The 20,269-nt window shown below is 41.5% G+C and carries 19 protein-coding genes and 1 tRNA gene; 2 read left to right on the forward strand and 18 right to left on the reverse strand.

Annotated features, from left to right (window positions below):
• Window positions 1-119 precede the first annotated feature (119 nt).
• From DWY37_RS07095 to trxB, 12 genes are all read right to left on the reverse strand, one after another.
• A complete protein-coding gene (locus DWY37_RS07095) occupies window positions 120-821 on the reverse strand; it encodes a DNA alkylation repair protein (RefSeq protein WP_118541398.1) in 702 nt (233 codons plus the stop codon).
• The gene (locus tag DWY37_RS15800; RefSeq protein ID WP_022243557.1) at window positions 814-978 is read right to left on the reverse strand and encodes a hypothetical protein; all 165 of its coding nucleotides are present in this window, start codon (window positions 976-978) and stop codon (window positions 814-816) included. The genes DWY37_RS07095 and DWY37_RS15800 overlap by 8 nt, the downstream gene beginning before the upstream one ends.
• Window positions 978-2,276 carry a S41 family peptidase gene (locus DWY37_RS07100; RefSeq protein ID WP_117947719.1) on the reverse strand — a complete coding sequence of 433 codons (1,299 nt, stop codon included), beginning with the start codon at window positions 2,274-2,276 and terminating at the stop codon, window positions 978-980. Before DWY37_RS07100 ends, DWY37_RS15800 begins: the two co-directional genes overlap by 1 nt.
• Window positions 2,277-2,292: 16 nt before the next feature.
• Window positions 2,293-3,510, reverse strand: a complete 1,218-nt coding sequence (locus DWY37_RS07105; RefSeq protein WP_117842236.1) for a murein hydrolase activator EnvC family protein — start codon at window positions 3,508-3,510, stop codon at window positions 2,293-2,295.
• Between the two features lie 79 nt (window positions 3,511-3,589).
• A complete protein-coding gene (gene ftsX / locus DWY37_RS07110; protein ID WP_117842235.1) occupies window positions 3,590-4,495 on the reverse strand; it encodes a permease-like cell division protein FtsX in 906 nt (301 codons plus the stop codon).
• Window positions 4,485-5,168: a cell division ATP-binding protein FtsE gene (ftsE, locus tag DWY37_RS07115; protein ID WP_022243561.1), complete on the reverse strand. Its 684-nt coding sequence runs from the start codon at window positions 5,166-5,168 to the stop codon at window positions 4,485-4,487. The genes ftsX and ftsE overlap by 11 nt, the downstream gene beginning before the upstream one ends.
• 22 nt (window positions 5,169-5,190) lie before the next feature.
• A complete protein-coding gene (locus DWY37_RS07120) occupies window positions 5,191-6,279 on the reverse strand; it encodes a PucR family transcriptional regulator (protein WP_117696702.1) in 1,089 nt (362 codons plus the stop codon).
• Between the two features lie 150 nt (window positions 6,280-6,429).
• Window positions 6,430-7,302, reverse strand: a complete 873-nt coding sequence (locus DWY37_RS07125) for a YitT family protein (protein WP_330417570.1) — start codon at window positions 7,300-7,302, stop codon at window positions 6,430-6,432.
• A gap of 9 nt (window positions 7,303-7,311) precedes the next feature.
• Window positions 7,312-7,983 (reverse strand): WecB/TagA/CpsF family glycosyltransferase, encoded by a 672-nt coding sequence (locus DWY37_RS07130; protein ID WP_117696699.1) that lies wholly within the window; start codon window positions 7,981-7,983, stop codon window positions 7,312-7,314.
• A 641-nt stretch (window positions 7,984-8,624) separates the two neighbouring features.
• Window positions 8,625-9,620 carry an aldo/keto reductase gene (locus DWY37_RS07135; protein WP_117696696.1) on the reverse strand — a complete coding sequence of 332 codons (996 nt, stop codon included), beginning with the start codon at window positions 9,618-9,620 and terminating at the stop codon, window positions 8,625-8,627.
• A gap of 399 nt (window positions 9,621-10,019) precedes the next feature.
• Window positions 10,020-11,261, reverse strand: coding sequence for a C40 family peptidase (locus DWY37_RS07140; protein WP_117696693.1), 1,242 nt, complete (start codon window positions 11,259-11,261; stop codon window positions 10,020-10,022).
• A gap of 125 nt (window positions 11,262-11,386) precedes the next feature.
• Entirely contained in the window at window positions 11,387-12,391 is a 1,005-nt protein-coding gene (trxB, locus tag DWY37_RS07145; RefSeq protein WP_117696690.1) for a thioredoxin-disulfide reductase, read from the reverse strand.
• Between the two features lie 39 nt (window positions 12,392-12,430).
• On the opposite strand from trxB, the gene DWY37_RS07150 reads away from it, so the two are divergent.
• Window positions 12,431-12,625, forward strand: a complete 195-nt coding sequence (locus DWY37_RS07150) for a YjfB family protein (protein ID WP_022243568.1) — start codon at window positions 12,431-12,433, stop codon at window positions 12,623-12,625.
• 110 nt (window positions 12,626-12,735) lie between these two features.
• Here the strand turns inward: DWY37_RS07150 and DWY37_RS07155 are convergent, their stop codons facing one another.
• The 5 genes from DWY37_RS07155 to DWY37_RS07175 all read right to left on the reverse strand — a co-directional run bounded on the left by DWY37_RS07155 (window position 12,736) and on the right by DWY37_RS07175 (window position 15,780).
• On the reverse strand, window positions 12,736-13,110 hold the full coding sequence (locus DWY37_RS07155) for a RidA family protein (protein ID WP_022243569.1): 375 nt from the start codon (window positions 13,108-13,110) through the stop codon (window positions 12,736-12,738).
• A gap of 95 nt (window positions 13,111-13,205) precedes the next feature.
• Window positions 13,206-14,042, reverse strand: coding sequence for a CvfB family protein (locus tag DWY37_RS07160; RefSeq protein ID WP_118541988.1), 837 nt, complete (start codon window positions 14,040-14,042; stop codon window positions 13,206-13,208).
• A gap of 13 nt (window positions 14,043-14,055) precedes the next feature.
• On the reverse strand, window positions 14,056-14,760 hold the full coding sequence (locus tag DWY37_RS07165) for an acyl-[acyl-carrier-protein] thioesterase (RefSeq protein WP_117842227.1): 705 nt from the start codon (window positions 14,758-14,760) through the stop codon (window positions 14,056-14,058).
• Between the two features lie 192 nt (window positions 14,761-14,952).
• Window positions 14,953-15,024, reverse strand: a tRNA-Gln gene (locus DWY37_RS07170).
• Between the two features lie 99 nt (window positions 15,025-15,123).
• A complete protein-coding gene (locus DWY37_RS07175) occupies window positions 15,124-15,780 on the reverse strand; it encodes a YigZ family protein (RefSeq protein ID WP_022243572.1) in 657 nt (218 codons plus the stop codon).
• 177 nt (window positions 15,781-15,957) lie between these two features.
• Here DWY37_RS07175 and DWY37_RS07180 point away from each other — a divergent pair, with 177 nt between their 5' ends.
• Window positions 15,958-18,774: a transglycosylase domain-containing protein gene (locus DWY37_RS07180; protein WP_117842225.1), complete on the forward strand. Its 2,817-nt coding sequence runs from the start codon at window positions 15,958-15,960 to the stop codon at window positions 18,772-18,774.
• Window positions 18,775-18,961: 187 nt separating this feature from the next.
• Here the strand turns inward: DWY37_RS07180 and DWY37_RS07185 are convergent, their stop codons facing one another.
• Entirely contained in the window at window positions 18,962-20,158 is a 1,197-nt protein-coding gene (locus tag DWY37_RS07185; RefSeq protein ID WP_117842248.1) for an ammonium transporter, read from the reverse strand.
• Window positions 20,159-20,269 lie beyond the last annotated feature (111 nt).

Consider the following 20,269-nt stretch of genomic DNA (forward strand, 5'->3'; position numbering starts at 1 on the left):
GGAGCGTTTTTTCTTTGCAGGAAAGCAATTTCCTGTAAAGTAAGAAAAACCACTATAAACATTATAGTGGTTTCCCGGCTTCGAATCAATTATATTTTCCTTAATATTGGTTGAAAAGTCTATTTTTCTGCTTTCCGTTTCATTTTTAAGAGCATTTTCTTATCCTCTTTGGTCACGCGATAGGATTCCCTGATTTTCTGTATCGTCTTATTGTAAGTCCAGTCATCCAGATGATTTGTCCTGAGATAGGAAAGTGTTTTATCCCGGAACTTCACAAAACACACGGACAAATTCCAGGCTACTGCCATTTTCACATAATAGGCATCCTGATGAATCTTATCCATCTCTTCTAAGACAAGGTCGATATAGTCTTCCGTAATAAAATGATCTAATAACATCACAACACCAAACCGGATGAAAAATTCTTCATCACTGCGAAGATAAGGCAGTAAATATTCTAAAACTGCCTCCGGCTCTTTTCTGGCAATTTTTAAACTTGCACAGGTGCTGTCACATACCGACCAGTTCTTAATCTTTGGAAGAAAGGCATCAAGATACGGACGGATTCCTGCAAAATTACTTTTTACATAACCTAAAGTCATACCCTGCAGCATGGTTTCTTCCATGGAATCATCCGATGCCTGTGAAAGATAAGTCTGCCAGTCACCTTTTGCTAATTTCTTTGCATAAGAGCGAAGTAAGGGCAGCCTTACTCCAAGCACATGCTCTTCCCCTGGAATCAATCCTGCGGAAAAGGTGCCGAAATCCGGTTCTGCCCATTCCATCAGCTGTAAACGAATTTTCTTATTTAATTCACTCATGATTTATCTCTGTTGTAATTTCTGTATTCTGCGCATTATCATGCTCTTCCGCATCCTGATACATCCCCTTAAGTACGAGAATGGTAACTACCAGAAGAATTACTGCCACCACATAGCGAATGATAAGTTTTTTCTTTTCTTCGTTATTCATCTTCATTATTCTTCTCCGTTCAACACTTCAATGGCTTTTAATATCTGATTATCCTGCATCTCATCATAAGTACCCTCGGTATCTCCGGTGTACTCATATTCAATTTCAACATCCGGTGTAATTCCGGTTCCATGGATGTTATCACCGTTTGGTGTATAATATTTTGCTACCGTAAGCTTAATGGCACTGCCGTCCTTTAACTGCATGATATTCTGCACAATGCCTTTTCCAAAGGTTGTGGTTCCAATCAGTGTTCCATAATCAAAATCCCGGATGGCTCCTGCAAATATCTCGGATGCACTGGCGGAATTGCCATTGACTAATACTGCAATCGGCATATCAAGATAATGCTCTGCATCAGAAGTATAATCCTGACGGTTGCCATATTTATCTTCCGTATAAACAACAGTTCCTTCCGGAAGAATCATATCCAACATCTGCTGACAGGATACTACCATTCCGCCGCCATTATCACGTAAATCAATAACCAGCTTCTCCATACCCTGACCCTGTAAATCTGTAATTGCATCCGAAAACTGGGTTGGTGTATTCTCTGCAAATTCAGATACCTGTATATATCCGATATTGTTTTCTAACATTTTATAAGCTACTGTTGGAATATCTACTTTGGCACGGGACACATCAAATTCCAGATTTTCTGATTCCCCTTCTCTTTCAATTACCAGATGAACGGTGGTTCCCTCTTCGCCACGGATGTTGGTTACCAATTCCGACAATTCCATAGAAGTGGCTTCAATATCATCTACCTTGACTATCTTATCGCCTTCTTTTAATCCTGCTTCCTGTGCCGGAGAATTATCATAAATATGGGTAACGGATACTTCCATGGTATTCTTATCCTGGGTAAGTCCTGCTCCGATTCCATAATAATTTGCATGGGTGGATATCATGATATCTTCATATTCTTCCGGGGTATAATACTCACTGTACGGGTCTCCGATTCCCTCAAACAAGCCTTTATACATACCGTTAATCAAGTCTTCCTGATCCACATCTTCATAATAATCTGCATTAATCTGGTCTGCCAGATTATCAAGCTTATTGATGACATCCTTTGAAAGCAGATCACCATCTGATGCTGCTACCGTCTGGCTGCCTCCTGTTACGCCTTTTCCACCAATTACCACAGTACCACTGTAAATACCAATCAATAATACAATCAGCAATACCGCCATGACCGAAGCAGCACCGGTAATCGCACCACGCCAGTAAGTTCTTTTCTTTTCCTTTATTTCCTGCCTGATTGCTTCTGCTGAATTTGTCTCTTCCCTTATTTCGTCCATCTTTCTTCCTCTTTTACTATTTACTCAGATAATTCCATGGGCTTACATAGCTTCCATTTAAGGATACGCCAAAATGTAAATGATTTCCAGTAGATATACCGGTACTTCCTACCTGGGCTATCGTCTGTCCCGCCGTGACTTTATCACCGGTGGATACCAAAAGTGCCGAAGCATGCCCATATACTGTATATAGCCCGCTGCCGTGGCTGATCATTACATAGTTGCCCATTCCATTATTATAGCCTGCATAGGAAACCGTTCCATCTGCCGCCGCCACAATACTCGCACCATAGCTTGCCCCAATATCCAGTCCCTTATGATTAGAGGATGCTCCCTGGGTCGGAGATAATCGCGTTCCGTAATCACTGGTTACCCTGGTACTGCTCGGACACGGCCATACAAAAGCCCCGCCACTGTATACATCTCCAGGAGTCGTATCCGGAGTAGTTCCATTTTCCTCTGCTTCCTGTCTTCGTTTCTCTTCTTCCGCTTTTTTTCTGGCTTCCTCTGCCTGAATCTGCGCAATAATTTCATTCTGTGCATCAATCTCTGCCTGTACTGCATCTGCATCCGACTGTGCCACCGTAATGTCACTCTTTACCTTATCCAGTTCGTCTTCCTTGGCATCCATCAGAGCCTGCACGGTCTGCTGCTGGGATTCTACCTGTGCCTTTAATTCTTCCAGCTCTGTATATTCCTGTTCTAACTGTTCCTTGGCATCTGCCACGGTCTGTACACTGTCATTGTACTGCTGCAGCATATCTCTATCATATTCTGAAATCTGCCGGATATATTCTGCCTGATTCAAAAATTCTGCCATACTGCCGGATTGAAAAAATGCTTCCAGATATGACATTTTTCCACTATTTTCATACATGAACTGAATCCTTTTGCTCATAGCTTCTGCCTGGCTTGCCACATCCGCCTGGGCATCCTCTAATTCGCTCTGGGTGTCTGTAATCTCGGCACTCTTTTCCTCTAACTGTGCCTGTGTATTGGTAATTTCAAGAGAAATGCTTGTAAGCTGCTGATCTAATTCCTTTACCTTCGTCTGAATATCAGCCTTGGAATCTTTCAGCCCATCAATGACACTTTGGGCCTCCTCTAACTGCTTCTCTAAATTTTCTTTTTCCTTCTGTGCATCAGACAGGCTGCTGGCAGATATCTCCATCACCGGAGAAAGTAACATCACAGCTGTCAGTATTGCGGTTGTTACTTTTCTTCGTATCTTCATCTTATTCTCATCACCTTTTATATATTCAAAACAGGGTATCCCCGTGACTGCCCCAGTACACAGGCGATACCCTTTGTCCTTATACTTTCAAATGCTTCTTAATAGTCAGCCGGCTGCCAACAAATCCAATTCCCACTCCCAACAGCAGTGAAATTGGAACCAGACTGTGAAACAGTTCTGCAACCGGAATAAAATTCATAATATTATCTAAAAAGCTGAATTTGTCCGCTACATATACTATAATCTTGCCATACATGAAGTAAAGCAGAATCAGTGGCAATGCAGAACCCAGAAGTCCAATCAGCACACCCTCTACTACAAATGGTGCCCGCACAAAAGAATCCGTAGCTCCAATCAGCTTCATAATCGCAATCTCTTCTCTTCGTACCGAGATGCCAACTGTAACGGTATTACTGATTAAGAAGATAGCAACCGCAAGCAGAATTAAGATAATGCCTCCGGAAACATACGCAATCAGTTTATTAAAATCAGACAATGTATTTGCCACCACTGCAGAATGATGCACTTCCCTTACGCCATCTAAGGACTCTAAATATGTAACCAGTGCATCCTGCATAGAAACATCTTTCATATAAATTTCATAACTGGCAGAATTAGCAAGTGGATTCTCCGCAAATCCCTCTGCTGCTTCTTCTGAGCCACCAAAATATGTCTCTTTACATCTTTCCCACGCTTCATCTGCGGAAATAAATTCATAGCTGGCAACTTCCACACGCTTACTAATTTTATTACCAATCTCATCTATCTGTTCCTGCGAGATTCCCTCATTAAAGAAAACAGATACTGCAACGCCTTCCTCTGCCTCTTTTACCATTGACTGGAAGTTTTCTACAATCGAATAGAAAAGTCCAAACAAAAAGATACAGGCACACATGGTCGCAATAGATGCTACTGAAAACATTTTGTTACGCCAGATATTCTTGATACCCTGTTTTATTGAATAGAAAAACGAACTAATCCTCATCGCTGCAATCACCTTTCTCGTCACTGATAATGACGCCTTTCTTCATTGTGATTACACGTTTCTTCATTGCCTTGACAATCTCAAGATTATGTGTAACAACGACTACTGTCGTTCCCTTCTGGTTAATCTCCTCTAAGAGTTTCATGATTTCCCATGCATTATGGTTATCAAGATTACCGGTCGGCTCATCTGCCAGAAGAATCTTCGGCTGATTTACCAGTGCTCTTGCAATGGCAACCCTCTGCTGTTCTCCACCGGACAACTGTTTTGGATAAGATTTATATTTGGCAGCCAGCCCTACCATGGATAACATGGTCGGTACACTGCTTCTTATGAGCCTTGCCGGAGTACCTATTACCTTCTGGGCAAATGCTACATTCTCATATACATTTCTGTCTTTTAAAAGGCGGAAATCCTGGAACACAACACCTACATTACGACGATATTTCGGTATCTGTTTTCTCCGGATCGCATTTAAATTACGGTTGTTAATCGTAATAACCCCTTTGGTCGGCTCTAATTCTTTTAACAATAATTTAATCAGTGTTGACTTTCCGGAGCCGCTGTTTCCAACGATAAAAACAAATTCCCCTTCTTCTATATTAAGACTGATATCATTTAATGCCGGTATTCCTGCCGAATATGACTTGCTTACATGTTCAAGCTTAATCATGTGTTCCTCCTAAAACTACTGCTTAGTAATCCAATGTCTCCATATATTTCATGTATTTTACTACCATTAACGCAATTTTAAATGTAATGGCATCTTCAAATACCCGAAGGTCTAAGCCTGTGCTTTTCTGCAGTTTATCCAGACGGTATACCAGTGTATTTCTGTGTATGTATAACTGTCTGGATGTTTCTGAAACGTTCAGGCTGTTTTCAAAGAATTTATTGATGGTAGTAAGTGTTTCTTCATCAAAATCATCCGGAGATTTTCCATCGAAAATCTCTTTGATAAACATTTTGCAAAGTGGAATCGGGAGCTGATAAATCAGACGTCCAATTCCCAGTGCAGAATACGCAATAATATTCTTCTCTTCAAAGAATATCTTTCCTACATCCAATGCCATTCGGGCTTCTTTATAAGAACGGGATACTTCCTTAATCTCATTTACTACGGTACCATATGCGATATAAGCCTCGCAGTCTTCATCTGCCTTGAACAGATTTAAGATAACTTCTGCCGTTTTCTCCAAATCCTCATAGGTCTCATTTTCTGCAAGTTCTTTTACCACAATGATATTTTTCTCATCTACCGCTGTCACAAAATCCTTGGACTTGCCACCAAAGATACTGCGTACTTTTTCCAGTTCATTTCCGTCCTTTTCCCGGTTGGTTTCTACAACATATACCACGCGGCGTACTTCCGTCTCAATATGAAGCTTCTTCGCACGGTTATAAATATCTACTAAAAGAAGATTATCCAATAAAAGATTCTTAATAAAGTTGTCCTTATCAAACCGTTCCTTATATGCTACCAGAAGATTCTGAATCTGGAAACCGGCAATTTTTCCCACCATATACACATCATCACTGTCACCATTTGCCAGTAAAACATATTCTATCTGATGATCATCAAAAACTTTAAAGAACTGGCATCCCTGAATCACCTGACTGTCTGCCGGAGATTCTACAAATGCCAATGCAGGATTGATATAATTATCTGCATCGGGAAATGTGGTTGCCAATACTTTCCCCTCAGTATCGATAATGCACATATCCACTCTTGTAATCCCTTTCAAACCGTCAATTGTGTTTTGAAGTATCTGATTTGAAATCATACTTTTTTCTCCTTCTCTTATCAATATCGCCCCAGTTACTGGACAACTTTCACAAAAAATTCGCATCCTTTTGTGAAAGATAAAACTCTTTGAATCTTATTTTAATGCAAAACGTCAAAAAAATAAAGAGGAAATGTGAATATTTTTATGCTAATATTCCAAAAAACCTTCTCCCAGCACTTCCCGGGCATCCGTCACAATTACAAAAGCTTTCGCGTCAAGTTCCATTACTATCTCTTTTAACTCTACAATTTCCTTTTTCGGCACTGCACAAAAGAGTATGTCCTTCTCATTTCCGGAATACATTCCCTTTGCATGAATCGCCGTAACACCGCGGTTCATCCGGTGCATCAGTGCATCTGCCACTTCAGCGGCATCTTCCGTAATGATATACGCCGCCTTGGAATATTTGATACCTTCCATAATTGCATCCGATACTTCCGTTGTTATAAAAATTGCCACCACAGCATATAACGCCGGCTTTACTCCAAAGAAAAACATTCCGCTTAACACAATAATACCATCTAACACCAGCATAGTCTGTGCAATGGTATATTGTTTAAGAAAACGCTGTAATAAAGTGGCTACCATATCTGTCCCTCCAGTAGAGGACTTCGTCACCAGAACCAGACCGATTCCCGCTCCGGAGATGCATCCGCCATAAATAGCTGCCAGCATATAATCATCCTGGGCTATATTCCAGTGAGGCAGTACCAGAAGCCAGAAAGACAGCATTACCATTCCATATAATGCCCGCCACAAAAATTTCTTTCCCTTTCTTCTCCATGCGCATAAAAAAACCGGAAGATTCAACGCCAGGTTCGTAAACCATAACGGAATTCCTCCGGGAATCCATTTTACTGTCAGTTGTCTGATAAGAATTGCAACTCCGGTAAATCCACCAACAACCATTCCTACCGGGTCATAGATGGACTGAATTGCTATACCCATAAGGCAGGTTCCTGCTGTCATACACAAATAATCCACTATGGCCGGTCTTTTATATCCCAGACCCATAACCATCCGTTTCCTTTAATCTTTATTATATTTGTGTAATTTGCTCTGCAGTTTCTTCTTATAAATCAATCTGCCCGCTATCTGGGATATTCTGCTGATACGGGAACGCGGTGCATAATCACTGCTCAACCCATACCATATTTTAGCATCCAGTTTGCTTTTATTTTCTGTCAAAAACTGTTCCTGTAACGGAGACGGCAGAATGGAAAAAATAACATCTGCACTGGCACTGTTAATCTCATTTACCACACTTTCAAAGTCATTGGACTTTTCCTCAATCGCACAATGACCCGCCACCTCAATCTGTTCGTATTTTCCTACAAGGAAATGCTCCAGCTGTTCTTCCTGAGCAATGGTTTCTGCCAACAAAAAAACTCTCTTATGGTTACGGATAATCCGCTTGATGAATTCCCGGAAGAAATCATGATTAATGGTCTCACTGAGCCGCTGGCTGGAATGAACATCTGCCGCAATCAGAATCTCCTTCTCTCCGATTACCGCAAGATCCAGCTGTTCAATGCACGCCCGCACCGTTTCATCCTGTCCTGCCAGTTCTAACATCTTCATATCTATGGTCTCTATGGTATTCATTATCGTGTTATCCAGATAATTTTCCACCTGCATCATTGCTTCACGGACTGTATAATTATCTACTTCTATTCCCAGTATATCGATTTTCTTTAACATCTTACACCTGTCTTATTCTGTGCATTTCCATGCGCTTTTATGCAAGTAGTATAGCAAAAGCTCCAGTTTTTTTCAACCATTGTGCAAATTTTCTGTAATAATTTTCTCAGATTGCCTTTTTACACCTTTGTAAATAAACTGACATTTTCAGACAATTTTATATGATTTTTTCAATATTGCAATGTCAATAGATTTTGTGTATTTTTTTGAAAAGTTATCAACTTTATCATTTGTTCACAAAACATCCGTTCTTATTTTTTGCTATGTAAACCTATATTTTTCTCCTTTTTTCTGTGGATAATGTGTATAACTTGGTGTATAACTCCTTTTTTTCGATATTTCCACATTTTTCGATGTGGATAACTTTTGGGACTTTTTTATGATTTCCAGCACTTTTTTTCGACGTTCTTTTCTTTTTTGTGCATATTGTATATTTTCAAAAAAGAAGTGCAAAATTGTCTGATTGCAATTTACACTTCTTTTCCGTCAAATGAATTTCTTTTCCACTTTTCAAAATAGTACCTCTTCCCCATATGTATATTTACATAATATCATATTCGTTCACATAACTATTTTGATTAGAAAATTGTATGAACAATTCCTTCTATTCTTTTTTTCAAAACTGCATCTGCGTCCAGGCTTCAGGCTCTGCAGACAGCTTCGATTTCTTCTAACTCTTCCGTGGTAAGTGCCGGTGCATCTACAATCTTTAAATTATCTAATATCTGCTGCGGACGGGATGCGCCAATCAGAACACTTGCTACCGTCTCATCCTTTAATATCCAGCTTAATGCCATCTGTGCCAGTGTCTGTCCACGGCGCTTTGCAATTTCATTCAGGCTCTTAATCTGCTGCATTCTTGTTTCCGTAAGGTCGGATGCATGAAGGAATCTGCCATCTCTTTTAATCCGGCTGTCCTCCGGAATTCCACCGATATACTTATCTGTCAGCATTCCCTGTGCAAGTGGAGAAAATGCGATCACACCTTTCCCCTTCTCTTTTGCAGCTTCTAGCAAGCCATTATTCTCTACCGTACGGTCAAAGATATTATAGCGGTTCTGGTTTATCACAAACGGACACTTTAAATCTTCCAAGATTTCAGCTGCCTGTTTCATATGCACGCCATCATAATTGGATATTCCTACATATAATGCTTTTCCGCTTCTTACAATCTGGTCTAATGCCAGCATGGTTTCTTCCAATGGCGTATCCGGATCCATTCTGTGATGATAAAAAATGTCCACGTATTCAAGTCCCATACGTTTTAAGCTCTGGTCTAAGCTCGCAATCAGATACTTCCTGCTGCCATGGTCCCCATAAGGTCCCGGCCACATATCATAACCTGCTTTCGTTGTAATCAATAATTCATCGCGGTAGGCACGCAATTCTTCCCGCATGATTCTGCCAAGATTACTCTCTGCACTGCCATATTCCGGGCCATAATTATTTGCCAGGTCAAACTGTGTGACTCCATGGTCAAATGCCGTAAAACACATCGCCTTCATGTTCTCATAATTATCATTGGTTCCAAAATTATGCCAGAAACCAAGGGACAACACAGGAAACAACAATCCGCTCTTTCCTACTCTTCTGTATTTCATGGTTTCATATCTTTGTTCTGATGCTGTATATTCCATCTGTGGTAACCTGCCTTTCCTTTCATTCTATAATAATGCGCCTCCGCCACTTTATTGGCTGATTTTATTATAATTGCAGTTTTTCCAGATAAAAATAGAATATCTTTTAATAACGTATCAAATTTTTATATCTGCTTTTTTCCAAATGTCTACCTGCAGTGTGCATCCTCGCGGAACGTTTTTTACTTTACAGGAAAGCAATTTCCTGTAAAGCAAAAAAAGGACTGTTGCAACCGCAACAGTCCCTGTTTATCCTTTTCAATATTATTTCATCCTTAATTTTACCATAAACTACAAGAAACACGCTTTGCGAGTTTCTCGAGTTATCGCGGCGCTCGCCAAATCTGCATGCAAGCATGCGATTTTTCTCGCTACTCGCGTAAATCAAATCCGGACATCCTAGAAAATACGTCTTACAGAAAGAACTGGCTTATAGTCAATCGGTGATGTAAATTTGATTCCTGATGACGGTGTGCTGGCATGTACGATTGTGTTGTTACCAACATAAATTGCAACATGTCCACTGTAGCATACGATATCGCCCGGCTGCATCTGGTCTGTACCAACTTCATATCCGCAGCCTCTCATTGCTCCTGAAGAATGTGGTAATGATACTCCAAACTGTGCATACACACTCATTACAAATCCGGAACAGTCTGCTCCGTTTGTTAAGCTTGTTCCACCTGCTACATATGGATTACCAACGAACTGGCTTGCGAAGTTTGCAACTGCTGCTCCATCAGATCCGGATGGTGCATTGTATGTAGATGTACCACCAGATGTACTGGAGGATGAGCTGCTGCTCTTAGAAGATTTTTCTGCTGCTTTCTTTGCTGCTTCTTCTGCTGCTTTTCTTTCAGCCTCTTCTTTTGCAAGTCTTGCGGCTTCTTCTTCTTTGGATTCTGCCTGAACGAATTCAGTAGATAATGTTACATAATCAGCGGATACATATCCCTCGCCCTCTTCGATGGAAACTTTTACCCATCCATCTACAGACTCATCTGTAACTGTCAAATCATCCAGTCCTGCAACCATTCCAAGTTTCTTAGAATCGGTAGAAGGCTCTGTTCTCACAAATAAAGTAACTGCATCTTCATTTACAGTTGCTACACGACGTCCGACGGAACGGGCCAGCTCTTCATTGCCGACTACTACATATTCACTCTTAACATAACCGGTAACGGTGCCAGAAGTAATCTGATACCATCCATCTACGGTCTGCTGGACGGTTGCTGCTGAATTATTATAAAGCTTACCAAGCACCTCACTGTCTTCTGATGCTTCGCTTCTGATATTTACATAGTTATCAACCTGTGCAATTGCCACATTTGCGAACGGATCTTCTTCTGCCGGCTGTGCCTCTTCTGCTGTATCCTGCTGTGCTGCATCCCCTTCTGTAACAACAGGTGTATCATTATTCTGTGCAGTTGCCACATTCGCCTTTGCTACAAGCTCACTGCTTGCCATATAATTGCTGAATGTCAAAGAAAAACCTGCTACTAATGTGTCATTGGAAGCCCCCACTTCCATTGCTGAAGTAACACCTGCGACTGGTGCTGCATATGTTGTTGCATTGCTTCCAGTGATTAATAATGCGCTTGCGAGTCCGCAGGCTGTTAATCTTAACGCTTTCTTATACATAAAAACCTCCAAACCTAACGATTTGTTACAAATTTATTACATTTATTACAGAGTCATTATAGCGCAGCTAACCTGTCATGTCAACCTAAAATTCCCGCTTTTTTTACAACATTCTTTCCTTTCTTTTACGAAATCATTCCATCACTTTCCATAGAAGCAATGGCATTGGCGCCATCTGCTACTGCCGTTACGACCTGGCGCAGCTGTTTGGTTCTGACATCCCCCACTGCATATATGCCAGGCACACTGCTCCTTCCATCCTCTCCGGCTTTGATATATCCTGTATCATCCAATGCCAGATGCGGTATTACTTTTACGGTATTCGGCACCATTCCCACAGCAACAAAAATGCCATTTACCGGAAGCATTTTTTCTTCCTGTGCCTTCTTATTTAATATTTTGATTTTCTCTACCATTCCTTCACCGCAGATTTCCTCTACTACGGTATCATATAAAATTTCAATTTTTTCATTTGTCTGCACCTGCTCCGCTAACACTTTTGCGCCACGGAAACTGTCTCTCCGGTGAATGAGGTATACTTTTTCACAACCTCTTGCCAAAAAGAGTGCATCCTCTAACGCGACATCACCACCGCCTGCCACCGCAACAGTCCGATTCCGGAAAAATGCTCCATCGCAGGTAGCACAATATGAAACTCCCATACCGGTAAGTCTTTCCTCCCCCGGTACCCCAAGCTTCCGGTAAGATGCTCCTGATGCAATGATTACTGCTTTTGCTTCGTACTGGTTCTGATTGGTTGTTACTAACTTCTTTTCCTGCTTATCCTCTACCGATACGACCTGTTCTTTTACAAAAGTCACGCCGCTCTTTTGGGCATGCTCCCGCATCTTCTGTGCCAGTTCAAATCCACCCACTCCTGGCAGTCCCGGATAGTTGTCCACTTCACTGGTATTGACAATCTGACCTCCGCTCATTGGCTTTTCTTCTATTATAAGTGTATCAAATTTTGCTCTTCCTGCATAAATTGCCGCCGACAGCCCTGCAGGGCCGCTTCCTATTATAATCACATCATACATGTTGTGGCTCCTCCATTTCTTCAGTAGGATAAGTATACCACCTTTTCCAAAATATATGAATGTTTCCTTGCTTTTTCTAATCTGCCATGCCATAATGAAAGTACATATCAAAGCAGAAAGGATGTGACTGATATGGATATTGCAGCATTAAACAATACTGCTTTAAGCGCACTCAACAGTGCCTCTACTCCAACCAGCGAAGCGATTGGAGTTGCAATGCTGAGTAACCAGCTGGATGTCAGTCAGAGTATGAGTGACAGCCTGATTCGTGCCATGGAATTGTCTGTAAATCCTGCTGTTGGCGGGAACTTTGATGTCTCCGTTTAAATCCACTGTATGGTTTTGCAAGACAATACATTGCAACGCAAAAGACCGGAACCTTTTTCTTCCTTCAGGGAGACTTTAAGATTTCCGGTCTTTTTCTATGTTTCCTTGTCCTATTTCATTGCGATTGCTTCGATTTCAAGCATAACGTCTTTTGGCAGACGTGCTACTTCTACGCAGCTTCTTGCTGGGAAATCGGTGGTAAAGAATGTCTTATAAACCTCATTAATTGCTGCGAAATCATTCATCTCTTTGATGAACACCGTCGTCTTAACCACTTTGTCCATATTTGTGCCTGCTGCTTCTAAAAGATTGGAAAGATTGGTCAGTGCCTGTTTTGCCTGTGCTACAGAGCCTTCCGGAATTTCGCCGGTTGCCGGTACAACGGGAATAATACCAGAAGTATATACCATTCCATTTACTTCAATTGCCTGTGAATATGGTCCGATTGCTGCCGGTGCTTTTTCTGTTGCGATTACTTTCTTCATGTCTCGTTCCTTCTTTCTTTATTTAAATAATAACTATTCGCGGTGCTCGCCAAATCTGCATGCAAACATGCAGTTTTTCTGGCTGCTCGCGTAAATTAACTGTTTTTACGGATTGCATGCTCGCTGAGGGTTATCTTTCTCTCCTTATAGAGTCTGCCTATAGCGCGCTTGAATGCTGCCTTGCTGAGTCCGGTTTCCCTCATGATTACTTCCGGTGATGCCTTTTCTGTAAATGGCAGTACGCCGGCATAGGAATCTATCACTTCCATTACCTTCTGTGCATCGCTGTCCATCTGAAGGTAAGCTTTTTCCCGAAGGGTAATATCCAGTTTGCCATCCGGTTTTACATTGACTACCCTGGCAGCAATTACATCCCCTATCCGAAGATGGCTGCTGTCCTCATGCTTGGAAATCATTGCAGAATATTTATCATCCACCGCTGCAAAGGTTCCAAAATTATCACTGAATTCATAGATTCTTGCTTCTACTTCATCCCCTGCTTTATATGGAGAATCTTTGCTTAAAAGGTCATAAAGATTCTTCATGCTGGCACAAAGTCTGCGGCTCTTATCAATATATAAAGTTACCATGACTTCATCCCCGGCATTTACCTTGCGGGTCATCTCCTTATAAGGAAGGAATAAATCCTTTTCCAGTCCCCAGTCTAAAAATGCTCCTATTTTACCAACTTCCAATACCGGAAGCACTGCAAGCTGTCCCAGTACCAATTTCGGTTCATAGGTGGTTGCAATCAGGCGGTCTTTGGAATCCCGGTATAAAAAGATTTCTACTTTATCTCCAATGCAAAGTCCCTCCGGCACCTGTTTTGCCGGCAAAAGCACTCTGGTCTCATCCTTCGGATTTTCTGCCAGATACATTCCAAATTCAACTTTCTTTACTGCTGTTAGTTCCTGTTTTTCTCCAAGATTCATATTTTCCTGCTTTCTATTGTTCAAATTCTACAATGGCATATGGTTTCTGCTCTTCATCCGCCAGTGATACCAGATACATTTTATCATCTGCATATACAAATGGGAATACCTTGTCTCCTAATACTGCTGCTTTCCGGTATTCTGCCCGCATTTTATGGATATTAAAATTCTCAGGCAGATAATTCTTTGCCATGGCAATATACTGTTCATTATTTACATGATGATTGGTATCAATCTGCTCCGGGCGAATCTGAAAGCTTTCCTGTTCCTGCATTTTCTCCGGAAGTTTTATCTTTCTGTCCGCATAGTCCATTTTGAAAGGCTCTTCCATCTGATATTCTTCTAACATCTTATCAGAAATCCGTGCCGGTCTTTCCCTCTTTAAATCCATAAAAATCCACTGGGAATCCGCATAAGCACAGATTTTTCCCTCAGCATCCTCTATGGTAAAATTACGATAACCATAAAAACCTTTAAAGTTATATGGCCAGGTCTTTACTGTTATTTTTTCTCCAAGAACCGGCAGCCGTTCTACCACAATCTGCCAGGATGCCAAAAACCATGCCTGTGCATGCTCCTTCAAATAGTCCACGCCAATTCCAAGATCCTCTGACTGGAATATACAACAATCCTGCAGATAATTAGTCAATGCCTGAAATGTCATCTTCTGTCCGCTGTCTGCTTCACTATATCTTACTCTGCTTTTCATGGAATACATAGATGTGTCCTCCTTGTAAATGCCTGGCTATTAAAAAGAATGTGCCTGGGCACATTCTCGCGCCTGCGGCGGCCGCTTGCGGCATCTACCTTATACGTCGCAGTGCGCATCCTCGCGGATCGTTTTTACTTTGCGGGAAAGCAATTTCCTGTAAAGTAAAAAAACACCACGCTGCTGTGGTGTTTTCATGAGCAGGGCTACAAGGATTCGAACCTTGAAATGACGGAGTCAGAGTCCGTTGCCTTACCGTTTGGCGATAGCCCTTTGTTGTGTCAACAATGGGTATTCTACATGAAAACATTCCATTCGTCAAGCACTTTTTCGATTTTTTTTCGATTTTTTGCAAAAAGTTTTTACAGGTCATCAAAAAACTTTGATTGTACCGTTCAAATCTGCAAATTCAATGGTCTCTTCCCACATCAGCTTTGCCTTTCCACTGGTGGAATCCGTAAGTTTCTTTTCTAATTCCAGACACTGTTCTAACGGTACTGCTGCATCCAGTTCCACACCTTCTGCATATTCGGTATCCATAATCGTAACGCCCTGTTCTGCCAGAAGATACTGTATCTTGCCAAGTCCTGTATAATCCGTACTTATCTTAAGACGCTTTCCCGGTCTCTTTTCAATGATGGTACAATTCTTTAAGCCCTCCTGTACAGCACCCTGATAAGCACGCACCAGTCCACCGGTTCCCAGAAGTGTTCCACCAAAATACCGGGTTACTACTACCACTACATCCCGGATGCCCTCCCGTAAAAGTACGTCTAACATCGGACGGCCTGCTGTGCCGGAAGGTTCTCCGTCATCCGAGCAGCGGGTCAGCTCCTGATTTCTTCCTATTATAAATGCGGAGCAGTTATGTCTTGCATCCCAGTATTTTTTCTTCATAGCATTGATATATGCTACCGCTTCCTCTTCTGTGGTAACTGGTGCAATATTTGCAATAAACCGCGATTTTTTCTCTTCAATCTCACCACTGCCGCCTTCATATATTACTTTTCCGTTTGAAACTTCTGACATATTGCATTGCTCCTGCCTCTTTTTTCGTTTCCTTATTGTAGCATGATTTCCATTTTTCCTGCAAGGAAACCTTAAGAATTTCTTATCAAAACCTTGCGTTTTTACTTTTTTCTTTATTATATGGTATCTTTTTGCTATAATAAGAAAATAATGTTATTAATCCAAAGGAGGCACATTATGAATTATGGAAAGAAGAGTACCGCCAGGAAGGAAAAAGAGCTCACTTCCAAAGGTACTATGGTCCGTAAGAAGTTTTCCGTAATTTTCTGCAAGACTCTACTGATCTGCTTTTTCTTAGTAGCTGTCGTCGGTATTTGTGCAGGAATCGGAATCTTCAAAGGAATCATTGATTCTGCACCAGATATAGATGATATTGATGCAAGTCCTACCGGACAGCTCTCTACCGTTCTTGACGATGAGGGTAATGAAATTGCCACTCTGGTTACTTCCGGTACAAATCGTGACCCGGTAACCATTGATAAGATGCCGATTAATCTTCAACATGCATTCGTAGCCATCGAAGATGAACGTTTTTACGATCACAACGGAATTGATATCAAAGGAATCATCCGTGCCGGCTTCAAAGGCATTGCATCCGGTTTTCATTTTAATCAGGGAGCCAGCACAATTACACAGCAGCTTCTGAAAAACAACGTTTTCACTGACTGGACAAGCGAAGACAGTATGGCTGACAAGTTTGAGCGTAAAATACAGGAACAGTATCTGGCTGTACAGCTTGAAAAAAGAGAATCCAAGAACTGGATTCTGGAAAATTACTTAAACACCATTAACCTTGGTCAGAATACCCTTGGTGTCCAGGCTGCATCCAAACGATATTTTAACAAAGATGTATCTGACTTAACACTTTCTGAGTGTGCAGTAATTGCAGCGATTACCAAGAGTCCGACAAAGTATAATCCGATTACTAACCCGGACAACAACGCATCCCGTCGTAAAGATGTCTTAGACAATATGTTAGACCAGGGTTATATTTCGCAGGAAGAACACGACGAAGCATTAGCAGATAATGTCTACGACCGTATTCAGATTGTAGATAACAGCACTTCTTCTACTGCAAATGTCAACTCCTACTTTGTGGATACCCTTACCGACCAGGTAATGGATGACTTAATCAACGAATTAGGTTATACCGAGACACAGGCTTTCAATGCACTCTATGGTGGTGGTCTTACCATTTACTCCACCCAGAATGCTAATCTCCAGCAGATTTGTGATGAGGAAGTCAATAACTTAGATAACTACAACGGTCAGGTGGAATATTCTTTCTCCTATCGTCTTTCCATCCAGAAAGCCGATGGTACACTGCAGAATTACAGTGAACAGACCATGCTCACCTACTATCGTGAAAAAACCGGTAATAACAGCTACAACATCAACTTCAGTTCCAAAGAAGATGCCCAGGCTGCCATTGACCAGTATAAAGCAGATATTATGGAAGAGGGAGATACCATCCCGGGCAGCGGCGAATCCGTTACCTTTACGATTCAGCCACAGGCTTCCCTTACGCTGATGGATCAGGCTACCGGTGAAGTGAAAGCATTAGTTGGTGGCCGTGGTGATAAAACCGCAAACAAAACCTTAAACCGGGCTTCTGATACCACCAGACAGCCGGGTTCCACCTTCAAGATTTTAGCTGCTTATGCACCTGCTCTTGACAGTGGTGGAATGACCTTAGCCTCTGTAGAAGATGATGCTCCTTATTCTTATACCAATGGACGTTCTCTTCGTAACTACGATGACCAGTATCGTGGATTTACTACTTTAAGAGAAGCAATCTGCCACTCCATCAATATTGTAACCGTTAAGACCCTCACTGATATCAGTACCGATTTAGGTTACAGTTACTTACAGAGCTTCGGATTTACCACCTTAGATGCTGAACACGATAATAATCAGGCTCTCTGCCTTGGAGGTATCTATAAAGGTGTTACCAACTTAGAATTAACTGCCGCCTATGCGACCGTTGCAAATGGCGGTACTTATACCAAACCAAGATTCTATACCAAGATTTTAGACCATGACGGAAATGTTTTAATTGACAATACTCCGCAGACCCATACTGTATTAAAGGACACCACTGCATGGCTCTTAACCAATGCCATGGAAGATGTTGTTACCTCCGGTACCGGTACAATCGTTAACTTCGGTTCTATGCCGATTGCCGGTAAAACAGGTACTACAACCTCTGACCGCGATGCTCTTTTCGTAGGATACACACCATATTATACCTGTGGTGTATGGGGCGGATATGATGATAACAGCGAACTTTCCAGCACCAGATATCCAAAGTTAATCTGGAAAGCAGTTATGTCCCGTGTTCATGAAAATCTGGAATATAAAGACTTTACTATGCCAAGCGGAATTACTTCTGCTGTCGTATGTAAGAAATCCGGGAAACTTGCCGTAGAAGGTTTATGTGACTGTGATCCGCGTGGCAGCATGGTTGAAACAGAATATTTTGCAACCGGCACAGTTCCAACAGAAGTATGTGACCATCATGTCAGTGCAACAATCTGTACTTCCTCCGGAATGCTTGCAAATGAATATTGTCCGGAAGAAACAAGACAGACTGGTATCTATATCGTTGGCGGTTCTGAAGGTACGGATGATTCTCCATATCTTATGACAGATGAATTATCCAACAGCACCTGTAACGTACACACTTCAAGTTCCGTTACACAGCCTTCCACCCCATCTACTAATACAACAGATACCTCTAATCCAACCAGTGGAAGTCTTACCGGTGGTGGGGATAATACTACACCAGATCATGGTAATACCGGAACCAGCACAAATACCGGTGGTGATACCGGAACCAATGGTGGTACAGGAACCGGCGGCAATACAGGAACCGGTGGTGGTACAGGAACCGGTGGTGGTACAGGAACCGGCGGCAGTACAGGAACCGGTGGTGGTACAGGAACCGGCGGTGGAAGTTCCGGTACCGGCTCTGATGGAAACACTACGAATTAACCAAATCATTATTCTATAATCAGACACCTATAGAAGCTGCCAAAGGCAGCTTCTATTTTTTCTATCTGATGCCGGGCACAGACAACAACAAAAGCCCTGACATACGCCAGGACTTTCGTTGTTGATGTATATACTACTAAGGGGATTAGATAATTACTAACCTAATCACAATTAGATTAGTACATGATTAGTGAAGTTCTCTTGTTACAAAATCCGGGTAAGCTGACTCTAAGCCATGCTCAGTAGAATCCAGACCTTCTAACTCTTCTTCTTTTGATACTCTAAGACCAATTGTCTTCTTTAATACGATAAATATAATGCTCATGGTTACAATTACCCAGCCTGCGATACATACGACACCAAGTGCCTGAATAGCCAGATGATGAATTCCTCCACCATAGAAAAGACCATCTGTATAATCGAAAAGACCTACCATCAATGTTCCAAAAAGACCACAGACACCGTGTACGGATACAGCACCAACCGGATCATCTACTTTTAATTTGTCTTCTACAAAGTATACTGACATGGTACAAAGGATACCAGCTAAACCACCGATAATGAATGCTCCTACTGCATCAACATTTGCACATCCTGCTGTAATTGCTACCAGACCTGCCAGGGAACCATTTAAGGACATGGACACATCCGGTTTACCATTCTTAATCCAGGTATAAATCATTGCTGTAACAGTTGCTGCTGCCGGTGCAATGGTTGTTGTTGCAAAAATCTGCGAAAGCTGTAAGGTATCAGTTGCTGCTGCACCATTAAATCCATACCAGCCAAACCAGAGAATAAATACTCCTAACGCACCAATTAAAATGTTGTGACCCATAATAGGTCTTGATTTACCATCTTTGTCATATTTACCAATACGAGGTCCTAATAAAGCGGCTCCAATAAATGCGGTAATTCCACCTACCATATGAATACATGCAGAACCTGCGAAATCTGTAAATCCAAGGTCTGTAAGCCATGGAGTTCCGCCCCATACCCAGTGTGCTTCTACCGGATATACAATCAGGCTGATTACAAAACTGTAAATACAATATGTAATGAATTTGGTACGCTCTGCCATTGCTCCAGATACAATTGTTGCAGCTGTTGCACAGAATACCAGGTTAAATACGAAATTGGACCAGTCTGTTGTTCCAAAATTCTTCAATGGATTTAAACCCCATCCTACAAATTTTCCATCACCACAAAGAATATTATATCCTAATAAATAAAATGCAACGGTACCAATACAGAAGTCCATCAGGTTCTTCATTGTAATATTACCTGTATTTTTTGATCTGGTAAAACCAGCCTCTACCATTGCAAATCCACATTGCATAAAAAATACTAACGCTGCTCCCATCAGGAACCAAACACTCATATCCATAATCATTTCCTCCTTTACTAAAATAAATATTAAAGTAAAAAAAATAGAGATATCAAACAAGGCTCTCTCCTTGTCTGCTTATCTCCTTCGATAATATTTATTTGCGATATT

This window comes from Roseburia sp. AF25-13LB (genome assembly GCF_003478915.1).
Taxonomy (GTDB): Bacteria; Bacillota; Clostridia; order Lachnospirales; family Lachnospiraceae; genus Roseburia_C; species Roseburia_C amylophila.

Bases quoted from the DNA above. Each gene is read 5' to 3' on its own strand.
- DWY37_RS07165 (WP_117842227.1), bottom strand. From the start codon at position 14,760: ATGTATTCCATGAAAAGCAGAGTAAGATATAGTGAAGCAGACAGCGGA.
- DWY37_RS07095 (WP_118541398.1), bottom strand. From the start codon at position 821: ATGAGTGAATTAAATAAGAAAATTCGTTTACAGCTGATGGAATGGGCA.
- DWY37_RS07160 (WP_118541988.1), bottom strand. From the start codon at position 14,042: ATGAATCTTGGAGAAAAACAGGAACTAACAGCAGTAAAGAAAGTTGAA.
- DWY37_RS07155 (WP_022243569.1), bottom strand. From the start codon at position 13,110: ATGAAGAAAGTAATCGCAACAGAAAAAGCACCGGCAGCAATCGGACCA.
- DWY37_RS07130 (WP_117696699.1), bottom strand. From the start codon at position 7,983: ATGTTAAAGAAAATCGATATACTGGGAATAGAAGTAGATAATTATACA.
- DWY37_RS07135 (WP_117696696.1), bottom strand. From the start codon at position 9,620: ATGGAATATACAGCATCAGAACAAAGATATGAAACCATGAAATACAGA.
- DWY37_RS07180 (WP_117842225.1), top strand. From the start codon at position 15,958: ATGAATTATGGAAAGAAGAGTACCGCCAGGAAGGAAAAAGAGCTCACT.
- DWY37_RS07120 (WP_117696702.1), bottom strand. From the start codon at position 6,279: ATGATTTCAAATCAGATACTTCAAAACACAATTGACGGTTTGAAAGGG.
- trxB (WP_117696690.1), bottom strand. From the start codon at position 12,391: ATGGCATGGCAGATTAGAAAAAGCAAGGAAACATTCATATATTTTGGA.
- DWY37_RS15800 (WP_022243557.1), bottom strand. From the start codon at position 978: ATGAAGATGAATAACGAAGAAAAGAAAAAACTTATCATTCGCTATGTG.
- DWY37_RS07185 (WP_117842248.1), bottom strand. From the start codon at position 20,158: ATGGATATGAGTGTTTGGTTCCTGATGGGAGCAGCGTTAGTATTTTTT.
- DWY37_RS07125 (WP_330417570.1), bottom strand. From the start codon at position 7,302: ATGGTTATGGGTCTGGGATATAAAAGACCGGCCATAGTGGATTATTTG.
- DWY37_RS07175 (WP_022243572.1), bottom strand. From the start codon at position 15,780: ATGTCAGAAGTTTCAAACGGAAAAGTAATATATGAAGGCGGCAGTGGT.
- ftsX (WP_117842235.1), bottom strand. From the start codon at position 4,495: ATGAGGATTAGTTCGTTTTTCTATTCAATAAAACAGGGTATCAAGAAT.
- DWY37_RS07100 (WP_117947719.1), bottom strand. From the start codon at position 2,276: ATGGACGAAATAAGGGAAGAGACAAATTCAGCAGAAGCAATCAGGCAG.
- DWY37_RS07150 (WP_022243568.1), top strand. From the start codon at position 12,431: ATGGATATTGCAGCATTAAACAATACTGCTTTAAGCGCACTCAACAGT.
- DWY37_RS07105 (WP_117842236.1), bottom strand. From the start codon at position 3,510: ATGAAGATACGAAGAAAAGTAACAACCGCAATACTGACAGCTGTGATG.
- ftsE (WP_022243561.1), bottom strand. From the start codon at position 5,168: ATGATTAAGCTTGAACATGTAAGCAAGTCATATTCGGCAGGAATACCG.
- DWY37_RS07140 (WP_117696693.1), bottom strand. From the start codon at position 11,261: ATGTATAAGAAAGCGTTAAGATTAACAGCCTGCGGACTCGCAAGCGCA.